At 53.4% G+C, this 18,192-nt stretch carries 18 protein-coding genes and 2 pseudogenes; 17 read left to right on the top strand and 3 right to left on the bottom strand.

Going from position 1 to position 18,192, the window contains the following annotated elements; genetic code table 11:
• Positions 1–169: 169 nt before the first annotated feature.
• Positions 170–3,267, bottom strand: a pseudogene (locus MUN86_RS32675) (TonB-dependent receptor).
• Positions 3,268–3,503: 236 nt separating this feature from the next.
• A complete protein-coding gene (locus tag MUN86_RS04645) occupies positions 3,504–4,118 on the bottom strand; it encodes a C40 family peptidase (protein WP_245125608.1) in 615 nt (204 codons plus the stop codon).
• A 104-nt stretch (positions 4,119–4,222) separates the two neighbouring features.
• Between MUN86_RS04645 and MUN86_RS04640 the strand changes: the two genes are divergently transcribed.
• The 16 genes from MUN86_RS04640 (at position 4,223) to MUN86_RS31085 (ending at position 16,129) form a co-directional block, all read left to right on the top strand.
• Positions 4,223–4,417, top strand: coding sequence for a hypothetical protein (locus MUN86_RS04640; protein WP_245122338.1), 195 nt, complete (start codon positions 4,223–4,225; stop codon positions 4,415–4,417).
• Complete coding sequence (locus MUN86_RS04635; protein WP_245122334.1) at positions 4,384–4,923, top strand: FAD-binding oxidoreductase; 540 nt, start codon at positions 4,384–4,386, stop codon at positions 4,921–4,923. The genes MUN86_RS04640 and MUN86_RS04635 overlap by 34 nt, the downstream gene beginning before the upstream one ends.
• Complete coding sequence (locus tag MUN86_RS04630; protein ID WP_245122331.1) at positions 4,923–5,642, top strand: FAD-binding oxidoreductase; 720 nt, start codon at positions 4,923–4,925, stop codon at positions 5,640–5,642. The genes MUN86_RS04635 and MUN86_RS04630 overlap by 1 nt, the downstream gene beginning before the upstream one ends.
• A gap of 215 nt (positions 5,643–5,857) precedes the next feature.
• Positions 5,858–6,439 carry a TetR/AcrR family transcriptional regulator gene (locus MUN86_RS04625; RefSeq protein WP_245122328.1) on the top strand — a complete coding sequence of 194 codons (582 nt, stop codon included), beginning with the start codon at positions 5,858–5,860 and terminating at the stop codon, positions 6,437–6,439.
• Positions 6,440–6,465: 26 nt separating this feature from the next.
• The gene (locus tag MUN86_RS04620; RefSeq protein WP_245122326.1) at positions 6,466–6,777 is read left to right on the top strand and encodes a ferredoxin reductase domain-containing protein; all 312 of its coding nucleotides are present in this window, start codon (positions 6,466–6,468) and stop codon (positions 6,775–6,777) included.
• Positions 6,699–7,601 carry a 2Fe-2S iron-sulfur cluster-binding protein gene (locus tag MUN86_RS04615; protein ID WP_245122323.1) on the top strand — a complete coding sequence of 301 codons (903 nt, stop codon included), beginning with the start codon at positions 6,699–6,701 and terminating at the stop codon, positions 7,599–7,601. Before MUN86_RS04620 ends, MUN86_RS04615 begins: the two co-directional genes overlap by 79 nt.
• A gap of 394 nt (positions 7,602–7,995) precedes the next feature.
• The gene (gene paaA / locus MUN86_RS04610) at positions 7,996–8,958 is read left to right on the top strand and encodes a 1,2-phenylacetyl-CoA epoxidase subunit PaaA (RefSeq protein WP_245122320.1); all 963 of its coding nucleotides are present in this window, start codon (positions 7,996–7,998) and stop codon (positions 8,956–8,958) included.
• A gap of 120 nt (positions 8,959–9,078) precedes the next feature.
• Positions 9,079–9,366, top strand: a complete 288-nt coding sequence (gene paaB / locus MUN86_RS04605) for a 1,2-phenylacetyl-CoA epoxidase subunit PaaB (protein ID WP_245122317.1) — start codon at positions 9,079–9,081, stop codon at positions 9,364–9,366.
• Positions 9,367–9,377: 11 nt separating this feature from the next.
• Positions 9,378–10,181: a 1,2-phenylacetyl-CoA epoxidase subunit PaaC gene (gene paaC / locus MUN86_RS04600; RefSeq protein WP_245122314.1), complete on the top strand. Its 804-nt coding sequence runs from the start codon at positions 9,378–9,380 to the stop codon at positions 10,179–10,181.
• Entirely contained in the window at positions 10,175–10,684 is a 510-nt protein-coding gene (gene paaD, locus MUN86_RS04595; protein WP_245122312.1) for a 1,2-phenylacetyl-CoA epoxidase subunit PaaD, read from the top strand. Before paaC ends, paaD begins: the two co-directional genes overlap by 7 nt.
• A 240-nt stretch (positions 10,685–10,924) precedes the next feature.
• Positions 10,925–11,710, top strand: a complete 786-nt coding sequence (locus MUN86_RS04590; RefSeq protein WP_245122308.1) for an enoyl-CoA hydratase-related protein — start codon at positions 10,925–10,927, stop codon at positions 11,708–11,710.
• The gene (locus MUN86_RS04585; RefSeq protein WP_245122305.1) at positions 11,707–12,882 is read left to right on the top strand and encodes a 3-hydroxyacyl-CoA dehydrogenase NAD-binding domain-containing protein; all 1,176 of its coding nucleotides are present in this window, start codon (positions 11,707–11,709) and stop codon (positions 12,880–12,882) included. Before MUN86_RS04590 ends, MUN86_RS04585 begins: the two co-directional genes overlap by 4 nt.
• 379 nt (positions 12,883–13,261) lie before the next feature.
• A complete protein-coding gene (paaZ, locus tag MUN86_RS04580; RefSeq protein WP_245122302.1) occupies positions 13,262–15,040 on the top strand; it encodes a phenylacetic acid degradation bifunctional protein PaaZ in 1,779 nt (592 codons plus the stop codon).
• Positions 15,016–15,312 (top strand): MaoC/PaaZ C-terminal domain-containing protein, encoded by a 297-nt coding sequence (locus MUN86_RS04575; protein WP_245122299.1) that lies wholly within the window; start codon positions 15,016–15,018, stop codon positions 15,310–15,312. Before paaZ ends, MUN86_RS04575 begins: the two co-directional genes overlap by 25 nt.
• 26 nt (positions 15,313–15,338) lie before the next feature.
• On the top strand, positions 15,339–15,641 hold the full coding sequence (locus MUN86_RS31090; RefSeq protein WP_280640596.1) for an enoyl-CoA hydratase/isomerase family protein: 303 nt from the start codon (positions 15,339–15,341) through the stop codon (positions 15,639–15,641).
• Entirely contained in the window at positions 15,638–16,129 is a 492-nt protein-coding gene (locus tag MUN86_RS31085; protein ID WP_280640595.1) for an enoyl-CoA hydratase/isomerase family protein, read from the top strand. Before MUN86_RS31090 ends, MUN86_RS31085 begins: the two co-directional genes overlap by 4 nt.
• A 53-nt stretch (positions 16,130–16,182) precedes the next feature.
• Here the strand turns inward: MUN86_RS31085 and MUN86_RS04565 are convergent, their stop codons facing one another.
• Positions 16,183–16,971 (bottom strand): NUDIX hydrolase, encoded by a 789-nt coding sequence (locus MUN86_RS04565; RefSeq protein ID WP_245122297.1) that lies wholly within the window; start codon positions 16,969–16,971, stop codon positions 16,183–16,185.
• A 744-nt stretch (positions 16,972–17,715) separates the two neighbouring features.
• On the opposite strand from MUN86_RS04565, the pseudogene MUN86_RS32240 reads away from it, so the two are divergent.
• Positions 17,716–18,099 (top strand): annotated as a pseudogene (locus MUN86_RS32240) (carboxypeptidase-like regulatory domain-containing protein); the annotation flags it as partial.
• Positions 18,100–18,192: the final 93 nt, after the last annotated feature.

The following is an 18,192-nucleotide window of genomic DNA, read 5'->3' as shown; positions in this document are numbered from 1 at the left end:
AAACACATTATTAAAAGATTATTAATTTAAAATCGCAGGTCTCCATTATGCAAAAATTAATGTTTTGCAATAGCGATTCGAGCTTATTTTTATGAGATAAAGACAAGAGTATAAACAAAAAGCGAGCGAAGAATATCTTCGCTCGCTTATATAATGTACTACTTAAAGTCTAGTTAAAGGTATAGCGTACTCCTAGCTGTCCTTGCCAGCGCGAGTTGAAGGGCGCTATATCGTAGCCGCGGTTGTTATTGGCAGCAAATGTGGCCGGAAAAGAGAAAGTGGGACGAATGTTGGGACCAGTAACAGTCTCTGGGCGGAGTAGTTCGATAGCATTGTTAGACACCGAATATTGGTTGCCCCAGTTATTATTTAACAGGTTGCCGACATTCTGAATATCGAAGCTTATTTGGATGGTATTCTTCTTGCCACCTGCTACAAAGTTTAGGTCCTGCGCTAAACGAATATCGACTTGGTGCGTCCAGGGAGTGCGTGCGGCGAAGCGCTCGGCATATTGCCCGCGGTGGTTTCGCAGGTAAGGGTCATTTTGAATGAAGGCTTCTAGCTGGTCTTGTACCTGGGCCAGGGTACGCATATCCGATGAGCCACTAGTTACCAACGTAATTTCATTGGGGTCTCGAGCATCACGAGGAATATAAATCAGGTCGTTTGAGAAAGCACCGTCGTTGTTCACGTCGCGGCCACCTTGGCCATAGACATACGCAATAGGTGAGCCAGCCAGTCCTTCATATATAACGGAGATATTTGTAGCCGTTTTGTTGTTGGCATACCGAATTGTGTAGCCCCCAGTGACCAGAATGCGGTGTCGGCGGTCATTTATTGAATAGCCCAACTCTGGATTGTTTGGGTCAGACTGCACTTGATTGAATTGCCAGTTCGATAAGGCGGTACTACTAGTACCACTGTTTATCTCTCTCGCCCTACCATAGGTATAGGCTACTGTTGTATTTAGGCCATTTGTGAATTGCTTTTGCAACTGCGCTGTAGCGTTGTAGCGGTAGCCCTCGTTGGTGTTGTTGAGTAGCAATACGTTAGTATAATTCTGGTTGATCCGACGCCCAGCAGTAGTACTAGCATAGACCGGGCGCTGATCTGGCCCAACCAAACGGCCCACGGGGGCAGTTAGATTGATGTTTTGATAGTAAATATCATTCACCGTTTTAGAGAAGATACCTTCCAGCGTAGCTACAATCTCACCGGGAAGGCGGAAATCAACTGCTACGTTGGTGCGCCATACCTGAGGCAATTTGAACTCCTTGCCTAACACGTTGATTTCAGCAGTCCCGACGGGAGCGTAAGGAGCAGTAGTAAAGACGGTTGGAATGCGCGAAGGGTCGGTTACAACTGGTGGATAGACGGTGTTGGCTCCCGTCCCTTGCGGACCAGCATCAACTGCCCCTTGAATCAGGCCGTTATTGGTGAAGCTGTTGGAAACCCAAACGAAGGGGACCCGTCCAGTGAAAATACCCGTTCCCCACGCACCTGGACTTTGGCGTCATTATTAACGTCCCAGTTAAAACCTAAGCGAGGAGCCCACAGCAATTGTCCGTTAGGCACATTCTGCGTGCTGATATTGCTACCAAATTGCTCGGTTACGCCCTGATTATAAGCGGGTTTATCGAAGAAGAAGGGGACGTCCAAACGTACACCCAAAGTGAGGCGGAGGTTCTCAAGAGGCGAGTACTCGTCCTGCGCATACACTCCAAACTGCATGGCACTGAACTTGGCTTCGCCGTTGTTTGCGGTAGCATAAGCCGCTTGAATACGGTTAGGCTGACTATTGAGAAACGCGTTAAGCGACGGAAATTGATAGTAGCCTACCCCGTTGTTGATAAACAGGTTGCGGAACTTGAACAGCTCGTTATGGGTGCCCACCGTGATGTTGTGCTTGCCAAACGACTTCGTCACGTTGTCGGTGAGTTCGAAGATGTCTTGGTCCAGCTCGTTGAAGCCTGAGCTGCGTTCGGTACCAAAGGTATAGCGGTTGCCGGCTTCGTTGACCTCAAAAGTTGGGAACAGCGAACCAGGCACATCACGTGTATCACGGATGCGGGTATAGCTCAGCAGCAGCTTGTTGGAAACAGTGCCTAAGTTGCTGTTTAGCTCGACAACGCTGCTGTTGGTTTTGTTGTTGAACACGTAGGCGTTACTACCGAAGCGCAGAGCCGTTGACGTGCGTGTAATGTTGTCGTCGAATGCGTCCACGTAATTATGGCGCACTACTAATTGGTGCTTATCAGACAGGTTGAAGTCCAAGCGGCCGAAGATTCTGTTGCTTTGAGTGCGACGGGTGATATTGCCATACTCGCCTACTTCGTAGCCGTAGCGTTCCAACGCGGTGCTGGCAATTTGGTTGATGACGTTCACGTCCAAGCGCGAAGTGGAGGTACCGGGTTCGAAAGATAGCGGCTCACTGCGCCGGTTGATTTCACCATTTACGAAGAAGAACACTTTGTCCTTCACGACGGGGCCACCCACTCGAAAGCCGGTTTGGTAGTTATGAAACTCGGCCGCTTTAGTACGGGGCTCGGTTACACTCTTGCCCACGATGCTTTGGTTGCGGCCAAAACCGTAAATCGAGGCGGACAGGTCGTTGGTACCAGAGCGCGTCACGGCGTTGACACCGCCCCCTGTGAAGTTGCCAAGGGTTACATCATATGGCGCGATTACAATTTGGAGCTCCTGGATGGCATCCAGCGAAATAGGCCCCGTGCCGGCTTGGCCACCGGGCGTGCCGGAGCCAGACAAACCGAACACATCGTTGTTCACGGCCCCGTCAATAGTAATGTTGTTATAGCGGTTGTTGGCCCCACCAAGGGAACTGCTGCCCCCGCCAGTAGCTTGCGGCGACACCCGAATAAAGTCCTGCAAGCTCCGGTTGAGCGTAGGCAGGCGCTCTATCTGCTCGCGCTGTACAGTGGTAGACGCTCCCGTACGACCGGCACTAATCACTGGGTCGGGGCGGCCAGTCACAACTACTTCGTTGAGTTGCTGCGTAGCGTCAGTCAATCGAATGTCGAGGCGCAGGTTTTGACCCAAGGTTAGGAAAACTCCTTGCTGGGTCGCATCCTGATAACCAATAAAAGTAGCCCGCACTGTGTAAGGACCACCCACCCGCATGTTCTGAATGTTGTAGCGCCCTTCTGCATTAGTGGGCGCAATGTATTGGGTATTGGTAGGGGTGTGAACCGCAATAACGGTAGCTCCCGGCAAGCCCGTGCCATTCTGGTCAGTGATAATGCCGTTCATAGCCGATGTTGTAGCACCTTGGCTCCAACCAACGCGCGCCGACAGCAAAAGCAACAGCAAAAAGAGGAGGTAGTGTAAACTCGACTGTTTCATATAAAAAAAAAACAGCCGTCACTAATAGGCGCTACACGAAGGTAGTCAATGCTTTAACGCTCTATGCTATAGAATAGTTAAGGCTAGGGTATATCCTGTCTCATCTGTAGAGGCCCAACATAACCCTAATAAAGCTAAGAATTTTACAACGGGGGGCGCACGGCCTTTATGAAGCGGCTTAAATAATAATCTGTCTCCAAGCTGTTCTCTGTCACCCCGAGTGAGCTAGACGAGTGAATAAACTGCACGCCTTCGGGCGTAGCTTCCGTCACGAGGCCTACGTGCGTGATAGAGTTACTGCCCGGTGAAGCGCCGAAAAACAGTAAGTCGCCAACTTTCAAATCCTGCGGCCTTACTGGGTCGCCCCACACAGCCTGCTCGTTGCTGGAACGCGGGATGGGCACTTCAATAGCGGCAAATGCAGCACACAGCAAGCCCGAGCAATCCATGCCTAGGCGTGTGGTGCCGCCATACTTATAAGGAGTGCCTTGATAAGAACGGGCGGTTTCGATAACCGTGACCATTTCACGGCTTGCATTCAGGGGCGTGCTGCGGCGCTTGGTCACTATCTTGGCCGTGCCTGATGCGGTGGTAGCTCTTGTCTTGGATTTAGCAATTGGGGCGCGGCCTCGGCCCCGACGGTTGCGCTCGGCGGCTTTTATGCGGGCCATGTCGCGGGCCGAATAGTAACGGCCGTTGCGGTAATTGACTTTCTTCGAGCCGCTGCAACTTGCCAACCAACTCACCAGAATTAGCATCAATAGTGGCCACCAAATACGTCTGTGCGCCGAATGATGTACCTTCGTCGTGTATACTCGCATTGGGCCAAAGATACGCGAATCAGTCATAAGCTCTTCGAATTATGAATTTCCAATCCCTGACGCCCGAGTTGGTGGTAGCCTTCGAAGCTATTGTGGGACCAACTCACGTTCTGACCGCGCAGCGCGCCGAAGCCGCTGCTACCGCTGACGCCTACGCCGACTACGGCCGCGACCATACCGAGGACCTGCACTACGCCCCGAGGTGGTGCTGCGCCCCGGTAACGCCGAGCAGATAGCAGAAATTATGCGTCTGTGCCACGAACACCGCATTCCCGTGACCCCACGCGGGGCCGGTACCGGCCTGAGCGGCGGCGCGTTGCCTGTGCACCACGGTGTTGTGTTGAGCACCGAGCGGCTCAACCGCATCCTCGACATCGACGAGCGCAACCTGCAAGCCACCGTCGAGCCGGGTGTCATCAACGAGGCGTTTCAGAATGCCGTGAAGGAAGTGGGGCTATTCTACCCCCCCGACCCGGCCAGCAAAGGCAGCTGCACACTCGGCGGCAACTTGGCCCATAGCAGCGGCGGCCCCAAAGCCGTCAAGTACGGCACCACGCGCGACTACGTGCTCAACCTGCAGGTGGTGCTGCCCACCGGCGAGCTGATCTGGACAGCGGCCAACACACTCAAGAATTCGACGGGCTACAATCTCACCCAGCTCTTGGTGGGCTCGGAAGGCACGTTGGGCATCATCACCAAAGTGGTGTTCCGGCTTCTGCCCTACCCCAGCAGAATATCCTGATGCTGGTGCCGTTCCGGCAGGTAGAGCAGGCGGCCGAGGCCGTGTCGGCTGTGTTCCGGGCCGGCATTATCCCTTCGGGCATGGAGTTCATGGAGCGCGAAGCCATTGCCTGGTCGTCGGACTACCTGCAGATTCCGCTCACGCTGCCCGAGGACATTCACGCCCACTTACTGATCGAGCTGGATGGCCAAGACCTCGACCAGCTCTATAAGGAAGCCGAGCAGGTGTACGGCGTGCTCGAGCACTACGACGTGGGTGAAATCCTGTTGGCCGACACGGCCGGGCAGAAAGAGGATTTGTGGCGCATCCGCCGCAACATCGGCAATTCGGTGCGCTACAATTCCGTGTACAAAGAAGAAGACACCGTCGTACCCCGCGCTGAGTTGCCCACGCTGCTGAAGGGAGTGAAGGAAATTGGGGCGCGGTATGGGTTCAAGAGTGTGTGCTACGGCCATGCCGGCGACGGCAACCTGCACGTCAACATCATCCGCGGCGAGCTCACCGACGAGCAGTGGAATGTGGGGCTGCGGCAGCCGATAACGGAAATCTTCCAGCTCTGCGTCAAGCTCGGGGGCACGATTTCGGGCGAGCACGGCATTGGGCTGGTGCAAAAAGGCTACATCGGTATTGCCCTGCCAGAGGCTAACTTGGAATTGATGCGCGGTATCAAGCGCGTATTCGACCCGGCCGGCATCCTCAACCCTGGGAAGATATTCTAGCAGTAATAGCTTGATCAGCAAAAAGCCCCGCCGGAACTTGGTTCTGACGGGTTTTTCAATGGTGTTAGCTGAATTTTTGATTGAGTTTTCAAGAACTAACAGCTATTAGTTTTTAAAGGCTAGTTTTGTCGAGCCGCCCGCCGATATTCCTTTTCGAGGTACGCACGTAAAGCAGCAGAAAAGAAATCAAGGGCAGTAGCCAGTATCAGGTATCAATGGCCAAACGGAGCAAAGTCAATCAGCGCCAACGCATTTTAGATGAAGCGGCAAAGCTTTTCAAGGAAAAAGGCTTTGCTGGCACCTCCATGCGTGATTTAGGTGGTGAGGTCGGCATGGAAGCCGCCAGCATGTACAACCATATCAAGTCGAAAGACGAGATTTTGGAGAGCATCTGCTTCCACGTATCCAACACGTACATCTCGCAACTAGCCGAGGTGGAAAAGATGGATGCTTCCTATACAAAAAAGGTGGAAACATTGCTCCGGCGCCACGTGTACTTAATGATAGAAGATGGCGCGGCCGTGTCGGTAGCCAACAACGACTGGAAATTTCTTACCGGCGACAAACTCATCCAATTCAAAGAGGCTCGCAAACGGTATGAGCAAGGCTTTGCAACTCTGATTGAGCAAGGGGTTGCGGCTGGCGAGTTACAGCCCGTCAACGTTTCAGTGGCACTGTTCACTATTCTCTCGGCGGTACGCTGGGTGGAGTTGTGGTACCGGCCCGGCCGGGGCATTTCAGCCCAAGATTTAGAGCAAAATATCATGACCATTCTGCTGAATGGCTTAGCAAAATAAGATCCGTTGCCAACCGGGATTTGCGTGTGGGACCCTCTCCGACGAAAAGCACTCCTGAGTTGGCGACTGGCAACTCACAACTCATGAGTCGTTTTCATAAAGTTAAAATCAAGCGCATTCAGCGAGAAACGCCCGATTGCGTTACCCTAGCCCTGGACGTGCCCACCGAATTGCACGACACGTTCAAGTTCACCCAAGGGCAGTATCTGACGTTTCGGCGGGAGCACAACGGGGAAGAACTACGTCGCTCCTACTCTATATGCAGCAGCCCCTGGATGGGGAGTGGCAAGTGGCTATTAAGAAGGTGCCAGATGGGAGGTTTTCGTCGTTGGCGGTAGAGAACTTGCGCGTGGGGGAAGAACTGGAGGTGATGCCGCCTGCTGGCCGCTTCTACACCGAGTTGCATCCTACCAACGCGAAGCGGTACGTGGCTTTTGCGGCCGGAAGCGGCATTACGCCGGTATTTTCCATTGTGAAAACTATCCTGCTGACCGAGCCTAATAGTCAAGTCACGCTGATTTATGGCAACCGGGGCCGCAATTCCATCATTTTCAAGGAAGCCATTGAGGCCCTCAAAAACAAGTTTCTGCGTCGCCTGAGCGTTTACCACATCCTTAGCCGCGAGCAAGGCGACACCGACCTGCTTTTCGGTCGCATCGACGAAGCGAAAACCAAACAGTTTCTCGATAAGATTTTGCCACCCAGTCAAATCGACGAGTGCTTTATCTGCGGGCCCGAGGAAATGATAAACGGCGTACGCGCCGCCCTAACTGACGCTGGCGTAGCACCCGAAAAAATTCACTTCGAGATGTTCACCTCCGCAAGCAGCAGCAAGCAACAGGCGGGCCCGGTGAAAGTGCACCCCGTTGGCGAGGATGACAAGAAAAGCCAAGTAAGTGTGAAGCTCGACGGCAGCACGCACTTGCTTCAGATGTCGTACTACGGCAACACCATTCTGGACGCCATGCTGGAAACCGGAGCCGATGCGCCCTACTCCTGCAAAAACGGCATGTGCAGTACCTGCCGCGCCCGCATTGTGGATGGCCAAGTGGAAATGGACGTGAACTACTCACTGTCAGACACTGAAGTGGCAAGAGGCTACGTACTGACCTGCCAGGCCCGGCCACTATCGGAAAAGGTAGTGGTAGATTTCGACCAATAACAGCTCTTTAGAGCACTAGGACTAAAGAGCTAGTACACCTCAGAAGTGGAATGAGTAGAGTCAGCTAATAATCATCTACCTACCCCACCGTCACGTCATGCTGAGCGCAGCCGAAGCATCTCGCTAGTATGGTAACCTCTTTTAACACTGCAACGATTCGAGCGAGATGCTTCGGCTGTGCTCAGCATGACGGATGCAAGTTGTTCGAGAGTGTATTAACTACCTCTGACCTCTTATCATCTGAAAGTGACAGTTTCTTAATCTTTCCAGCTTCCAACCTTATAAGCTAGATTTCAGTCTACTTAAGAAGAAGACCAAAGGTGCAGTGCTAGTGACCAACAGAAATTTCCTTACTTTTAACTAACGAATGTTAGTTAATTATTGTTGATAGTGCATGGAAACGGTAGAAATCAACCTCGAAGAGCAGTTTCAGGCTCGCATTGACGCAGATGTTCGGATTGAGCCTAAAGACTGGATGCCCGACGCGTATCGCAAGACCCTGATTCGGCAGATTTCCCAACATGCTCATTCTGAGCTCGTGGGCATGCTGCCGGAAGGCAACTGGATTACGCGTGCCCCGTCACTGAAGCGTAAATCTATCTTGCTAGCCAAGGTGCAGGACGAAGCTGGTCATGGCCTCTACCTTTACAGCGCTGCTGAGACGCTGGGTGCTTCTCGCGACCAAATGCTGGCCGACCTGCACTCCGGCAAAGCCAAATATTCCAGCATTTTCAACTATCCTACCCTCTCTTGGGCTGATATGGGTTGCGTGGGCTGGTTGGTTGATGGGGCTGCTATTCTGAACCAAGTGCCGCTGTGCCGCACCTCGTATGGGCCTTATGCCCGCGCTATGGTGCGGGTGTGTAAGGAAGAAAGCTTCCACCAGCGTCAGGGATTCGAAGTGATGCAGACACTGTGCGAAGGCACGCCAGTGCAAAAAGAAATGGCGCAAGAAGCATTGAACCGTTGGTGGTGGCCTACCCTGATGATGTTCGGCCCGAAAGACGCCGATTCTCCTAACACTGCCCAATCGATGAACTGGCGAATTAAGCGCTTCACCAACGACGAGCTACGCCAGAAATTCGTAGATATGATGGTGCCGCAAGCCGAGTTCTTGGGCTTGACTGTGCCCGACCCTGCCCTAAAGTGGAACGAAGCCAAGAACGGTTACGATTTCGGCGAGGTGGACTGGGAAGAATTCTGGAATGTGGTGAAGGGCAATGGCATGTGCAACAAAGACCGACTCGGTGCCCGCATCAAAGCGCATGAAGATGGCGCCTGGGTGCGCGAAGCCGCCCTCGCCCATGCCGCTAAACGCAAACAGCGCGAACAGCAGGAAAAGTCTGCCGCTGCCTAGAAACGCATGGAACACCTTAAAAGCCCCTCCTGCTGAGCTTACTGAAGCATCTCGCATGCTAACTATAGAAGAGGTATTGTCATGCTGAGCGCAGCATAACGACCCTGAACACAATATAAAATGAATCAATCTGAATGGCCGCTGTGGGAGGTTTTCATCCGTAGCAAACAAGGCCTCGACCATAAGCATGTGGGCAGCTTGCACGCCGCCGATGCTACGATGGCTATCCAAAACGCGCGCGACGTATATACCCGCCGGATGGAAGGCGTTAGCATTTGGGTGGTAGAGTCGGTGCACGTGCATGCTTCTAACCCCGACGACTCCGCCGCCTTCTTCGACCCGGCCAACGATAAAGTATATCGGCATCCTACGTTCTACGAGGTGCCGGATTCTATCAAGCACATGTAACTCCCTCCCGCATGCAAGTCGCCCCATCCGACACCACTGCGTTGAGTACCTACTCGCCCGAGGTGCGCCAACATCTGTTTCATTACGTGTTGCAATTGGCTGATACCAGCTTGATTCTGGGTCACCGCTTATCCGAATGGTGCGGGCACGGGCCGATTCTGGAGCAGGATTTGGCTATGGCAAATATTGCGCTGGACTTGTTGGGCGAAACCCGCAGCCTTTACCAATACGCTGCTGAACTCGAAGGCAAAGGCCGCACCGAAGACGACCTTGCCTTTTTGCGCGTTGCCTCCGAGTACCGCAACCCACTGCTGGTTGAGCAACCCAACGGCGACTTCGCCGATACCGTAACCCGGCAGTTTCTGTTCGACAATTTTCACTTCCATTTTTTGCAACAGCTACAAACTAGTTCCGACGAGCGGTTGGCGGCCATTGCGGAAAAATCGTGGAAAGAAGCAGCCTACCATCTCAAATGGAGTTCGGAATGGATAATTCGGCTCGGTGACGGTACCGACGAAAGCCGCCAGCGCCTGGATAAGGCTTTAGCTAATTTGTGGCGCTATTCCGGCGAGCTAACTACGCCCACGGCTACTGAGCAAGCCTTGCAAGCACTCGGCATCATTCCCGATTACAAGGTATTCCAGGACAGTATGACTGCACACGTAGCCAAGGTGTTTGCGGAAGGTACATTATCGGTTCCGCAGGAAACATATATGCAGCGCGGCGGCAAGGAAGGCCGGCATTCCGAGCATCTGGGCTACATCTTGGCAGAGTTGCAATACATGCAGCGCACTTATCCGGGCATGACATGGTAGCAACGCAGGCACCCACCGAGGAGCATATTTGGCAACTGCTAGAAGAGGTGTCGGACCCCGAGGTACCCGTGCTTAGCATTTTGGACCTAGGTATCGTCCGCAACGTGCAGGTGCAGGGCCAAGCCGTGACGGTGACCATCACGCCTACCTATTCGGGGTGCCCGGCCATGAACACTATTGCCACGGATATCCGGCTGCGGCTCTTAGCCGAAGGCATCACCCACGTAACGATTCACAACCAGCTTAGCCCGGCCTGGACCACTGATTGGATGTCGCAAGCAGGCCGCGACAAGTTGGAAGCCTATGGCATTGCTCCGCCCATAGATGGTACGGCGACTGGTCATTTACTCAACCTGTTCGGCGAGGATACAGCCGTACGCTGCCCGCTATGCAAGTCTGAGCACACGCATTTGGTTAGTCAGTTTGGCTCCACGGCCTGCAAAGCCTTCTACCAGTGCGACGACTGCCACGAGCCGTTCGACTACTTCAAGTGCCATAGTTGATTTCCTTATTTGAGGGGTTATGCAGGCGCCTTCCACTATTCGTTAAGAACGTCCTACTGAGCCTGTCGAAGCATCTCGCTCGAACCGTTGCGTTGGTACCACAATCTCAGCACGCGAAATGCTTCGGCTCCGCTCAGCAGGATAGTCCTGCCATAGCTATAGTACCTTCTACTCAAGATATTGCCTCTCTAGCTTTTCTGATTCCTTCCAACTGAAAGACTCTCACCCCACCCTCTTTCCATGTCCGACTCGAATTCTCTGATTTTCTCTTTGGAAGCTGGTATAGCCACTATCCGGCTCAACCGCCCCGATGTGTTCAATAGCATCAACAAACCGCTGGCGTTGGCTTTGCAAGAGCGTTTGCGTGCGTGCAAGGAAGATGCTACGGTACGCGCGGTGCTTTTGACGGGTACCGGCAAGGCTTTTTGCGCTGGACAGGATCTGGCCGAAATTACCGACCCAAGCAGCCCAGGTGTTTCAGAGATTGTGGAGCAGCACTATAACCCGATTGTGCAGTTGATTCGAGACTTGGATAAGCCGGTGGTAGCCGCTGTGAACGGTGTAGCAGCGGGCGCGGGCGCCAACATCGCGCTGGCCTGCGACTTGGTAGTGGCCAAGGAATCAGCCTCGTTTATTCAGGCTTTCAGTAAGATTGGTTTGATTCCGGACAGCGGGGGCACGTATTTTCTGCCCCGCCTCATTGGCATGCAGCGTGCCACAGCTCTGATGATGACGGGCGACAAAGTAAGCGCCTCGGAAGCCGAGCGGATGGGCATGATCTACAAAGCCATTCCAGACGAAAACTTCGATAACGAAGTGGTGGCGTTAGTGGTCAAGCTAGCCGCCATGCCCACCAAAGGACTGGCCTACACCAAACAGTTGCTCAACGCCTCGTTTCACAACGGCTTGGAACAGCAGCTACGTTGCGAAGCCGACTACCAGTACCGCGCTGGCCACACCGCCGACTACCGCGAAGGCGTGTCGGCTTTCATGGAGAAACGCAAACCAACCTTCACCGGCGAATGATCATTGGCATTATTGGGAGCGGCGCCATGGGAGCAGGCATTGCGCAAGTGGTAGCCACGGCGGGCCACACAGTACACCTCCTCGACCAGAACGCAGAGGCGCTGCAACGAGCCAGCCTCTCCATTGAAGCCAGCTTGCGCAAGCTAGCTGAGAAGGGTAAGCTTCCTCTTGCCACTGCCGAAGCGGCTATAACTCGGCTTCATCCAACCAGCGATATACAGCAGTTTACCGATTGTGAGTTGGTGCTAGAGGCCGTAGTGGAAGATCTGGCGGTGAAGCAGCAGCTGTTTCAGCAACTTGAAAGCATTGTAACTGCGGATTGTGTGCTGGCTACCAACACCTCTTCGTTGTCCGTCACGTCTATTGCAGCAGCTTGCCAACGACCAGAACGGTTTATTGGCATTCACTTTTTCAATCCGGCCCCGTTGATGCAGCTGGTAGAAGTGATTCCAGCCATTCAGACGCGGGAAGAGTTGGCAACTGAAGTGCGGGATTTGGTGGAAAGCTGGGGAAAGCTGCCGGTGCTGGCCAAGGATACGCCGGGCTTTATTGTAAACCGGGTGGCGCGGCCGTATTACGGCGAGGCCATCCGTATACTGGAAGAAGGAATTGCCGATATAGCCACCATCGACTGGGCACTAACCGAGCTGGGCGGCTTCCGCATGGGACCGTTCACGCTCATGGACTTCATCGGCCACGACGTCAACTACCGCGTTACGGAATCGGTGTTTACTGCCTTTTTCTATGACCCACGCTACAAGCCCTCGTTCACGCAGAAGCGCTTATTTGAAGCAGGTTACTACGGCCGCAAAGTGGGCCACGGCTTCTACAACTACGCGCCCGAAGCCATACAGCCCGAACCAAAACGCGACGAAGCCTTAGGCAATGTGCTAGTAAACCGCGTACTGGCCATGCTCATCAACGAAGCCGCCGATGCCCTAGCCCTAAACATAGCTTCCCGCGACGACCTGGAGCTAGCCATGACCAAGGGCGTCAATTATCCCAAAGGCTTATTGGCCTGGGCCGATGAGCTAGGTATAGCCGATGTGCTCGACACCCTTGACAATCTTTACGCCGAATACCACGAAGACCGATACCGCGCCAGCCCCCTGCTGCGCCGCATGGTCCGAGACCGGCAACATTTTTTCCCAACGACTTCCACTCTCACTTAGTCTTATTTTCTAGTACTGGAAAGGAGGAAAGCGAAGAGCCGAGTTGCCAAGTAAGCCTATAGCTAGAAACTGGTTCCCTTCCCCAAATGAGGGAAGTTTAGGGGTGGCTGACCAATCATTGATGACGTTAGACCTTATCAAACCACCCGTCATGCTGAGCGCAGTCGAAGCATCTCGCGTGCTGACACCGGATTAGTATTTCAACCTGAGCACGCGAGATGCTTCGACAAGCTCAGCATGACTGTCAGAGAAAACAATGACAATCAGCTACCCCTGGACTTTCCTCAGTTGAGGAAATTGGTTTGCTAATTTCAGTTCTAATCCCCGCTTTCCGCTTCATTTAGTAGAGCTTAGAAAGCAAAACCCCACCCCACTACCCATGACTCCCGCACTTGAAAATTATGCCCTCGGCCGCTGGGTTGCCGGTACGGGCCAGCAACAAGAACTATATGATGCGAGTACCGGCGATGTAATTGCCACTGCCAGCAGCGACGGCCTCGACTACGCCGAGATGATGCACTACGCCCGCACCAACGGCAATAAGGCATTGCGCAAAATGACCTTCCACGAGCGAGGCCGTATGATCAAGGCCCTGGCTTTGCACCTGGACAGCAAAAAAGAAGACTTCTACACGCTCAGCTACCGCAGCGGGGCCACCCGCGCCGATTCCTGGATTGATATTGAAGGCGGCATCGGTAACCTGTTCGCCAACGCTTCTCTGCGCCGCAAGTTCCCCGATAAGCCGTTCTATGTGGATGGCGACCCAATTGCGCTGTCGAAGGGAGGTAACTTTATCGGGCATCATATCATGGTGCCCAAGGAAGGGGTTGCCGTACATATCAACGCCTACAACTTCCCTATCTGGGGTATGCTGGAAAAGATTGCCGTGAACTTACTGGCGGGCATGCCAGCCATAGTGAAGCCAGCGGTGCCCACAGCCTACCTCACGGAAGCAGTAGTGCGCGAAATCATTGCTTCCAAAATTCTGCCGGAAGGCGCTTTGCAGTTGGTGTGTGGTACGGGCCAAGGTATTCTCGACCATGTCACGTACCAAGATGTGGTAACGTTCACGGGTTCTGCTGAAACAGGCCGTAAGCTGAAGGCGCACCCGCGCATATTAGCCAAGGCCGTGCCGTTCAACATGGAAGCCGATTCGCTGAATTCGGCCGTGCTAGGTCCGGAGGCCGTGCCCGGCACCGTGGAATTCGACTTGTTCATCAAAGAGGTGCGCAAAGAAATGACGGCGAAAGCCGGGCAGAAATGCACTGCTATCCGCCGCATCATCGTGCCCGAGAACTTGCTGGAAGACGTGCAGATTGCCCTGGGCAAGGCGTTGGCGCAAACCACCATTGGGCACCCGCAGGCCGAAGGCGTGCGCATGGGCGCCCTGGCAGGCATGGCGCAGGTACAGAAAGTGCGGCAGCAAGTACAGGAACTCGCCAAAAACACGCCCATCGTGTACGGCGACCTGGATAATGTGCAGGTTATTGGCGGCAACTGCAAAGTAGGCGCGTTTATGTCGCCGATAGTGCTGCTCAACTCCGAGCCCTTCCGGTTCACAGACACTCACGAAGTGGAAGCCTTTGGGCCGGTAGCTACCCTGATGCCCTACCACGATGTAGACGAAGCCATTACGTTGTCGAATATGGGCAAAGGCTCGTTGGTTTGTTCGGTTGCCACTTCCGACCCGCGAACGGCGCAGGAATTTGTGCTAGGGGCGGCCACGCACCACGGCCGAATTTTGGTTCTCAACGAGGAAGTGGCGAAGGAAAGCACCGGCCACGGCTCGCCCCTTCCCTTGCTTATTCACGGCGGACCCGGTCGGGCTGGTGGCGGGCAGGAAATGGGCGGTGTGCGCGGCGTCGAGCATTTCATGCAGCGCGTGGCTATCCAAGGCTCACCAAGCATGATTACGGCCATCACGGAAGTATATCAGCAGAACGCTAAACAGATAGAGAAAGACAAACACCCGTTCCAGCATTACTTCGAGGAGCTAGAAATCGGGCAAACCTACGTCACCCACAAGCACACCGTGACAGAGGCCGACATCAGCAACTTCGCCAACGTATCGGGCGACAATTTCTACGCCCACGTTGATGCCACTTCGCTGGAAGGCACGCTCTTTACGGGCGGGTGGCGCACGGCTACTATATTCTGAGTAAGGCAGCGGGCATGTTCGTTGACCCACGCAAAGGGCCAGTGTTGCTCAATTATGGGCTAGATGAATGCCGCTTCACTAAGCCCGTTTACCCTGGCATGACTATCGGCGTAAAGCTCACGGTGAAAGAGAAAGTAGACCAAGAGAAGCGCGACGAAACCGACGTAGCGAAAGGCATCGTCCGCTGGCTCGTGGACGTGACCGACCAAACCGGCGAAACCGTGGCTATTGCTACCATTTTGACGATGGTGAAGAAGAGAAACCAAGAGTAAATCCTCCTTAGCGCCCTTTCGCGAGAATGACACCCTGCATCGATATGACACCAACAGCACTTACCGCCGGCAAAGTAGAAGCGTCGACCGATGCACACGGCATTACCACCATCACCTTTTTCCACCCTTCCCACAACTCGCTTCCTAGTCGCGTACTCACTGACTTAGCCGATACCATTCGCCAGTTTGGGCAGGACCAACAAACCAAAGTCATCGTTCTGAAAAGCGGTGGCGACCGTACTTTTTGCGCCGGCGCCAGCTTCGACGAATTGCAAACCATCGAGACCAAAGAGCAAGGACTTGGATTCTTCTCGGGTTTGCCAAGGTGATAAATGCCTGCCGCACGTCGTCGAAAATCATTATCGGCCGGGTGCAGGGCAAGGCAGTGGGCGGCGGCGTAGGCGTGGCCGCAGCCACCGATTATTGCTTTGCCACTACGCAGGCCGCTATCAAGCTCAGCGAATTGGCGGTAGGTATTGGTCCGTTTGTGGTAGGGCCGGCCGTAGAACGCAAGCTCGGCACAGCAGCATTCCAGCAATTAGCCCTCGATGCCACCGAATTTCGGTCGGCCGTATGGGCCCTCGACAAAGGATTATATGCCGAGTTGTTTGAAGATCAAGAATCATTGGACGCGGCAGTGCAGGGTTTTGCCCTAAAGCTGGCCGCTTACGCACCCGAGGCCCTGAACGCCATGAAGCGAGTATTTTGGGAAGGCACCGAGCACTGGGACACCTTGCTGCTGGAGCGAGCTGGCATCAGCGGAACACTGGTGCTATCCGACTTTACGCGCAGTGTCATTCAAAAAATGAAGGGCTAAAATCGGCGCTACTAGGCTTCTGAGTTGGTTTACGCAAAAGTTGTAACACAAACTCAGAAGCCTAGTACGGCTCCTTCCTCTAAGGATCGGTGGTAGGTATCACTGTCGAACTCATAAAGGAAGGGCGAACGATGTGGCCCTATCTTCTTCTGCTCGGCAAGCTGCCTGATTAAGCCAAGAGTGAGAAGTTTTTTACGGAAGTTGCGGCGGTCGAACTGCCTACCCAAGATGGTTTCATAGAGAGCATGGATTTCGGGCAACGTAAATTTGTCGGGCAGCAGGTTGTAGCCAATAGGTTGCTGGTACATCTGGCTGCGCAACGTCAGCAGGGCAGTTTCAATGATTTCATTGTGGTCGAAAAGCAGCGGAGGAATATCGTTGACATCGCGCCAGCAGTACTCATCAACCAGAAACTCAGGCTTCACAACCACATCCAGATAGTCGACCAAGGCATAGTAGCCGATTGACAAGGTGCGGTCGGCCAACCAGTTGTTCTGGTCGATTGTGACGCCTACCTTGGAATAGGTGATGTTGTGGACCTGCCGCGCCCCTAGTTCATTTAGTCGGGTAGGACTGTCGCCAAACGTGTGAAACTGTCGCAAAAACAAATCGTTGAGTTGCGTCTTTTCAGCCAAAATTCGGCTTGCGGCCTGCGTCAACGTTTCATCTCTGGCAATAAACCCACCAGGTAAGCTCCACTTAGTGTGGGCATGGTAGCGAATCAGCAAAATCTTGAGCTGATGCTGATGGTAGCCAAAAATGACGCAATCGATTGAAAGGTGGGGCAAATACCGCTTATGGCCATCATGAACAAAGTCGAGAACCTCATGGGTAGTGTTCATAGGCTGCGAAAATTTATTGCGTAAAATAAACGTATTAAAAAAAAATTTCTACATTTAATCTCCTGATAATACATAATAAGTTTCTCGCCACACAAGGGAATATTAGGTTTGTACTATCAGTGTTACGCTTTTCTTTACAATTCCCACTTTTATTAATATCTGTATGCCTACTTGGTACAGAAGTAATAGTGCGTATGGGGTGGCTTATAATGGCAAGCACCCAATACAAATGATTGGCGGAACTTCTGATGATCCTCAGCCTCCTTGTTTATCAAGGTAGATTACGCTGGGCAAAAGCCAAACACAAACAAGTGGCTGCCTCATGGCGCGGTGTTGTAACCTACTGCTTATCTAGGCTTTAGCTGTACATACACTCTTATTTGCAGTACGTCAGTTGACGTTTCATATTACCAAGCTGATCTTCCTAATCCGATTTTCCGCTGCTACCCGCTGCTAAGCACCGGGTGCCGTTCAAGCACGTTCTCGCTCTTGTTTCCAGCTCTACTCATGAGTTGGTGACTCACTACCCTATTGCATTTTCGCGCAGTACCTAACACCTCACCATCAGGAGGCGGAGGCTTCTGTATTCTGGGTTGCTTTCACTTTTCATCTTCTGGCTGCGCTACTAGTTGCGCGTAGACCGTCCGCACGCATCTAGTTTCCTTTCTATTCGCCGAATTGGCTTATAGGTGGCCGTGCCATTCCTTCTGCCCTCTCTTATTTTCCATTCTTACCTTTTTTCATATGCTACCATCTTCTTACAAAAACCTGCTGCTACGCAGTGCAGTACTGTTTGCTGCAAGCGAAATGCAAACGTTTGTATTACAAGCCGCCGCTCGCCCAATAGGCGAAGCTCCGGAAGCGACCCTGCCAGCTAGCATAGCCAATGTGCGCGTGAGTGGCCGTGTCCTGACCGCAACGGGCGAGGGACTGCCAGGGGTTACGGTGGTCGTTAAGGGAAGTTCGGTGGGCACTAGCACCGATGGCACCGGGGCCTATAGCCTGGACGTACCAGAGGGCGGTACGCTGGTATTCAGCTACGTGGGGTACATCCGCAAGGAAGTACCGGTTACTGGAGCTACCACTTCGCTCGATGTCACGCTGAGCGAAGACAAGCAGTCCTTGAAGGAAGTGGTGGTAGTGGGCTACGGTACGCAGGAGCGCGCCAGCGTAACGGGTGCAGTGGCTTCGGTATCGGGGCGTGAAATTGCGGCACAGCCT

Origin of the sequence: Hymenobacter volaticus (assembly GCF_022921055.1) — a bacterium.
GTDB classification, from domain to species: Bacteria; Bacteroidota; Bacteroidia; order Cytophagales; family Hymenobacteraceae; genus Hymenobacter; species Hymenobacter volaticus.
The sequence above is the reverse complement of the archived record's forward strand: the minus strand, read 5'-3'. Positions and strand labels throughout refer to the sequence as shown.

Excerpts from the sequence above, each read along its gene's own strand:
- MUN86_RS04645 (WP_245125608.1), bottom strand. The coding sequence starts at position 4,118 with ATGCTAATTCTGGTGAGTTGGTTGGCAAGTTGCAGCGGCTCGAAGAAA.
- MUN86_RS04640 (WP_245122338.1), top strand. The coding sequence starts at position 4,223 with ATGAATTTCCAATCCCTGACGCCCGAGTTGGTGGTAGCCTTCGAAGCT.
- MUN86_RS04630 (WP_245122331.1), top strand. The coding sequence starts at position 4,923 with ATGCTGGTGCCGTTCCGGCAGGTAGAGCAGGCGGCCGAGGCCGTGTCG.
- MUN86_RS04625 (WP_245122328.1), top strand. The coding sequence starts at position 5,858 with ATGGCCAAACGGAGCAAAGTCAATCAGCGCCAACGCATTTTAGATGAA.
- MUN86_RS04615 (WP_245122323.1), top strand. The coding sequence starts at position 6,699 with ATGCAGCAGCCCCTGGATGGGGAGTGGCAAGTGGCTATTAAGAAGGTG.
- paaA (WP_245122320.1), top strand. The coding sequence starts at position 7,996 with ATGGAAACGGTAGAAATCAACCTCGAAGAGCAGTTTCAGGCTCGCATT.
- paaB (WP_245122317.1), top strand. The coding sequence starts at position 9,079 with ATGAATCAATCTGAATGGCCGCTGTGGGAGGTTTTCATCCGTAGCAAA.
- paaC (WP_245122314.1), top strand. The coding sequence starts at position 9,378 with ATGCAAGTCGCCCCATCCGACACCACTGCGTTGAGTACCTACTCGCCC.
- paaD (WP_245122312.1), top strand. The coding sequence starts at position 10,175 with ATGGTAGCAACGCAGGCACCCACCGAGGAGCATATTTGGCAACTGCTA.
- MUN86_RS04590 (WP_245122308.1), top strand. The coding sequence starts at position 10,925 with ATGTCCGACTCGAATTCTCTGATTTTCTCTTTGGAAGCTGGTATAGCC.
- MUN86_RS04585 (WP_245122305.1), top strand. The coding sequence starts at position 11,707 with ATGATCATTGGCATTATTGGGAGCGGCGCCATGGGAGCAGGCATTGCG.
- paaZ (WP_245122302.1), top strand. The coding sequence starts at position 13,262 with ATGACTCCCGCACTTGAAAATTATGCCCTCGGCCGCTGGGTTGCCGGT.
- MUN86_RS31090 (WP_280640596.1), top strand. The coding sequence starts at position 15,339 with ATGACACCCTGCATCGATATGACACCAACAGCACTTACCGCCGGCAAA.
- MUN86_RS04565 (WP_245122297.1), bottom strand. The coding sequence starts at position 16,971 with ATGAACACTACCCATGAGGTTCTCGACTTTGTTCATGATGGCCATAAG.